The organism is Salinicola acroporae (genome assembly GCF_003206615.1).
Taxonomy (GTDB): Bacteria; Pseudomonadota; Gammaproteobacteria; order Pseudomonadales; family Halomonadaceae; genus Salinicola; species Salinicola acroporae.
This window is the reverse complement of the sequence record NZ_PZJW01000013.1, coordinates 1-5,666: the sequence shown is the minus strand read 5'-3', so window position 1 is coordinate 5,666 and position 5,666 is coordinate 1. Positions and strand designations below refer to the sequence as shown.

The 5,666-nt window shown below is 54.3% G+C and carries 2 tRNA genes and 3 rRNA genes; all 5 read right to left on the bottom strand.

Going from position 1 to position 5,666, the window contains the following annotated elements:
- Positions 1-115: ribosomal RNA gene (rrf, locus tag DOM54_RS17985) — 5S ribosomal RNA — on the bottom strand.
- A gap of 188 nt (positions 116-303) precedes the next feature.
- Positions 304-3,195, bottom strand: a 23S ribosomal RNA gene (locus DOM54_RS17980).
- A 252-nt stretch (positions 3,196-3,447) separates the two neighbouring features.
- A tRNA-Ala gene (locus DOM54_RS17975) sits at positions 3,448-3,523 on the bottom strand.
- 103 nt (positions 3,524-3,626) lie between these two features.
- Positions 3,627-3,703, bottom strand: a tRNA-Ile gene (locus tag DOM54_RS17970).
- A gap of 76 nt (positions 3,704-3,779) precedes the next feature.
- Positions 3,780-5,319, bottom strand: a 16S ribosomal RNA gene (locus DOM54_RS17965).
- The 16S, 23S and 5S rRNA genes sit together here with 2 tRNA genes alongside, the layout of an rRNA operon.
- Positions 5,320-5,666 lie beyond the last annotated feature (347 nt).

Below are 5,666 nucleotides of genomic sequence, written 5' to 3'. Positions count from 1 at the left end.
GCCTGACGATGACCTACTCTCACATGGGGAGACCCCACACTACCATCGGCGCTAAGCGGTTTCACTGCTGAGTTCGGCATGGATCAGGTGGTTCCCACTCGCTATGGTCGTCAGGCAAAACTGACGTAGGAATGAAGAGTTTTCACAGCTTACCCAACCCTCATTCCCACTGATTCGGATCATGCTGACGGAAACGTCTCTACCGGCTCTTCGTCGGTGCGTATCCAGCCATTGTCACTAATCGTTCGATTCGCTCGTTCGGAGTCTTTCCACCACCCCTCACGACAAACGTCTTGGGGTTATATGGTCAAGCCTCACGGGGCATTAGTACACGTTAGCTCAACGCCTTGCAGCGCTTCCACACCGTGCCTATCAACCAGCTAGTCTTGCTGGACCCTTTAGGAGACTCGAAGTCTCAGGGAGATCTCATCTTGAAGGAGGCTTCCCGCTTAGATGCCTTCAGCGGTTATCCCGTCCGCACATAGCTACCCGGCGATGCCACTGGCGTGACAACCGGAACACCAGAGGTGCGTCCACTCCGGTCCTCTCGTACTAGGAGCAGCACTTCTCAAATCTCCAACGCCCACGGCAGATAGGGACCGAACTGTCTCACGACGTTCTAAACCCAGCTCGCGTACCACTTTAAATGGCGAACAGCCATACCCTTGGGACCGACTTCAGCCCCAGGATGTGATGAGCCGACATCGAGGTGCCAAACACCGCCGTCGATGTGAACTCTTGGGCGGTATCAGCCTGTTATCCCCGGAGTACCTTTTATCCGTTGAGCGATGGCCCTTCCATACAGAACCACCGGATCACTAGAACCTACTTTCGTACCTGCTCGACGTGTCTGTCTCGCAGTTAAGCACCCTTATGCTCTTGCACTCAATGCACGATTTCCAACCGTGCTGAGGGTACCTTCGTGCTCCTCCGTTACGCTTTCGGAGGAGACCGCCCCAGTCAAACTACCCACCACACACTGTCCTCACACCGGATCACGGTGCCAAGTTAGAACGCCAATGATGCCAGGCTGGTATTTCAAGGTTGGCTCCACCCGAACTGGCGTCCGGGTTTCCAAGCCTCCCAGCTATCCTACACAAGCAACATCAGCGTCCAGTGTGAAGCTATAGTAAAGGTTCACGGGGTCTTTCCGTCTAGCCGCGGGTACACAGCATCTTCACTGCGATTTCAATTTCACTGAGTCTCGGGTGGAGACAGCGTGGCCATCATTACGCCATTCGTGCAGGTCGGAACTTACCCGACAAGGAATTTCGCTACCTTAGGACCGTTATAGTTACGGCCGCCGTTTACCGGGGCTTCGATCAAGAGCTTCGCCTTACGGCTAACACCATCAATTAACCTTCCGGCACCGGGCAGGCGTCACACCCTATACGTCCGCTTACGCGTTAGCAGAGTGCTGTGTTTTTAATAAACAGTTGCAGCCACCTGGTATCTTCGACCGGTTCGAGCTCGGGACGCGAGGTCCTTCACCCTAAGCCGGCGCACCTTCTCCCGAAGTTACGGTGCCATTTTGCCTAGTTCCTTCACCCGAGTTCTCTCAAGCGCCTTGGGATTCTCACCCTGACCACCTGTGTCGGTTTGGGGTACGGTCGCATGTGATCTGAAGCTTAGAGGCTTTTCCTGGAAGCGTGGCATCGATGACTTCCGGACCGTAGTCCGTTCGTCTCGTCTCTCGGCCTTGAGGACCCGGATTTGCCTAAGTCCTCAGCCTACTGACTTTCACCAGGACAACCAACGCCTGGCTCACCTAGCCTTCTTCGTCCCCCCATCGCAACCACATCCGGTACGGGAATATTGACCCGTTTCCCATCGACTACGCTTTTCAGCCTCGCCTTAGGGGCCGACTCACTCTGCTCTGATTAACATAGAACAGAAAACCTTGGTCTTCCGGCGGGGGAGTTTTTCACTCCCCTTGTCGTTACTCATGTCAGCATTCGCACTCGTGATATCTCCAGCATGCTTCTCAACACACCTTCACAGACTTACACGACGCTCCTCTACCGCTCATTCAAAGAATGAACCCGTAGCTTCGGCATCTGGTTTGAGCCCCGTTACATCTTCCGCGCAGGCCGACTCGACTAGTGAGCTATTACGCTTTCTTTAAAGGATGGCTGCTTCTAAGCCAACCTCCTAGCTGTCTATGCCTTCCCACATCGTTTCCCACTTAACCAGAATTTGGGGGCCTTAGCTGACGGTCTGGGTTGTTTCCCTTTTCACGACGGACGTTAGCACCCGCCGTGTGTCTCCCACGCTCTACTCACCGGTATTCGGAGTTTGCCTCGGGTTGGTAACCCGGGATGGGCCCCTAGCCGAAACAGTGCTCTACCCCCGGCGGTAATACGTGAGGCGCTACCTAAATAGCTTTCGAGGAGAACCAGCTATCTCCGAGCTTGATTAGCCTTTCACTCCGATCCACAGCTCATCCCAGCATTTTTCAACATACTTGGGTTCGGGCCTCCAATTGATGTTACTCAATCTTCACCCTGGCCATGGATAGATCGCCCGGTTTCGGGTCTATATCCAGCGACTGGTCGCCCAGTTAAGACTCGATTTCTCTACGCCTCCCCTATACGGTTAAGCTCGCCACTGAATATAAGTCGCTGACCCATTATACAAAAGGTACGCGGTCACAGAACAAGTCTGCTCCCACTGCTTGTACGCACACGGTTTCAGGATCTATTTCACTCCCCTCTCCGGGGTTCTTTTCGCCTTTCCCTCACGGTACTGGTTCACTATCGGTCAGCCAGGAGTATTTAGCCTTGGAGGATGGTCCCCCCATGTTCAGTCAAGGTTTCACGTGCCCCGACCTACTCGATTTCACACATTCAGGTTTTCGACTACGGGGCTATCACCCACTATGGCCGGCCTTTCCAGGCGCGTTCGTCTAACCAGTCACATGCTTAAGGGCTACTCCCCGTTCGCTCGCCGCTACTGGGGGAATCTCGGTTGATTTCTTTTCCTCGGGGTACTTAGATGTTTCAGTTCTCCCGGTTCGCTTCCCAACACCTATGGATTCAGTGTGGGATACCCAGCTTATGCTGGGTGGGTTTCCCCATTCGGACATGTCCGGGTCGCAGGTTGTTTGCCACCTCACCGAACCTTTTCGCAGGCTACAACGTCCTTCATCGCCTCTGGCTGCCAAGGCATCCACCGTGTGCGCTTAATCGCTTGACCATATAACCCGAAGGCGTCTGGTCGAACGATTAGCCTAACGACAATTGCCGGATACGCTTGAGACGTATCACTTTCGTTCTTCTCTTGCGAGAAGAACTGTCAGCATGATCCAAATTGTTAAAGAGCATTTAAAGCGAGAAGCTTTAAGCTGGAAGCTTGAAGAGGAAACCCTCTACCAAGCGTCTAGCTTAAAACTTCAAATGACTGCGGGTTTTACTTTTAGCTTCAAGCTTTCAGCTTCAAGCTCAAGAGTGGTGGAGCCAAGCGGGATCGAACCGCTGACCTCCTGCGTGCAAGGCAGGCGCTCTCCCAGCTGAGCTATGGCCCCAGATAATCCAGCTATCTGGATAATTTTCGTCATGACAAGGCGTTTTACGGTGACGCATAGCCTGCTATGCGAGCCGGGAAACAACGCGGTCATGGCGTAAATTTGGTGGGTCTGGGCCGATTTGAACGGCCGACCTCACCCTTATCAGGGGTGCGCTCTAACCAACTGAGCTACAGACCCNNGACCCAAACAGTCATTGCTCTTGGCCGATCAGGTAATTGATTGTGGACGCTTGAACCACGTGAAGCTGGTCGTTTAAGGAGGTGATCCAGCCGCAGGTTCCCCTACGGCTACCTTGTTACGACTTCACCCCAGTCATGAACCACACCGTGGTGATCGCTCTCCCGAAGGTTAAGCTAACCACTTCTGGTGCAGTCCACTCCCATGGTGTGACGGGCGGTGTGTACAAGGCCCGGGAACGTATTCACCGTGACATTCTGATTCACGATTACTAGCGATTCCGACTTCACGGAGTCGAGTTGCAGACTCCGATCCGGACTGAGGCCGGCTTTCTGGGATTCGCTCCACCTCGCGGTCTCGCAACCCTTTGTACCGGCCATTGTAGCACGTGTGTAGCCCTACCCGTAAGGGCCATGATGACTTGACGTCGTCCCCACCTTCCTCCGGTTTGTCACCGGCAGTCTCCTTAGAGTTCCCGACCGAATCGCTGGCAAATAAGGACAAGGGTTGCGCTCGTTACGGGACTTAACCCAACATTTCACAACACGAGCTGACGACAGCCATGCAGCACCTGTCTCAGAGTTCCCGAAGGCACCAATCCATCTCTGGAAAGTTCTCTGGATGTCAAGGGTAGGTAAGGTTCTTCGCGTTGCATCGAATTAAACCACATGCTCCACCGCTTGTGCGGGCCCCCGTCAATTCATTTGAGTTTTAACCTTGCGGCCGTACTCCCCAGGCGGTCGACTTATCGCGTTAACTGCGCCACTAAGTCCTTAAAGGTCCCAACGGCTAGTCGACATCGTTTACGGCGTGGACTACCAGGGTATCTAATCCTGTTTGCTACCCACGCTTTCGCACCTCAGTGTCAGTGTCAGGCCAGAAGGCCGCCTTCGCCACTGGTATTCCTCCCGATCTCTACGCATTTCACCGCTACACCGGGAATTCTACCTTCCTCTCCTGCACTCTAGCCTGGCCGTTCCGGATGCCGTTCCCAGGTTGAGCCCGGGGCTTTCACAACCGGCGTGCCAAGCCACCTACGCGCGCTTTACGCCCAGTAATTCCGATTAACGCTCGCACCCTCCGTATTACCGCGGCTGCTGGCACGGAGTTAGCCGGTGCTTCTTCTGCGAGTGATGTCCTTCCTGATGGGTATTAACCACCAGGCTTTCTTCCTCGCTGAAAGTGCTTTACAACCCGAAAGCCTTCTTCACACACGCGGCATGGCTGGATCAGGCTTTCGCCCATTGTCCAATATTCCCCACTGCTGCCTCCCGTAGGAGTCTGGGCCGTGTCTCAGTCCCAGTGTGGCTGATCATCCTCTCAGACCAGCTACGGATCGTCGCCTTGGTAAGCCGTTACCTTACCAACTAGCTAATCCGACATAGGCTCATCCGATAGCGCGAAGTCCGAAGATCCTCCGCTTTCTCCCGTAGGACGTATGCGGTATTAGCGTGGGTTTCCCCACGTTATCCCCCACTACCGGGCAGATTCCTATGCATTACTCACCCGTCCGCCGCTCGCCACCAGGGAGCAAGCTCCCCGTGCTGCCGCTCGACTTGCATGTGTTAGGCCTGCCGCCAGCGTTCAATCTGAGCCATGATCAAACTCTTCAGTTTAAAGTCTGATAGTCCTTACTTCTCCCGAGGGAAAAAAGCGGACCAAACTTGGTTCAAGGTCAAACGAATCTTGACGAGTCGCTTGCCTCGATAGGTCGTGACTGGCTGTCACGCGAGAACAAGCGCCCACATCAATTACCTGATCGATTGTTAAAGAGCGCCTTACTTTGCCGTTGTCGAACCCAAGTGCTTGTCAGCGCTTGTTTTCTGGGCCGCCGTAAGGAGTGGCGTATTTTAAGGATCGAGGCGAGGATGTCAACGTCTTTTTTGTCGAATCCTGCTTGGCGTCGCGTGCTGCTGGCGGCGCCGATCCTTGCCAAGAAGCGGGAGCATTTTGCCTGCCTCCC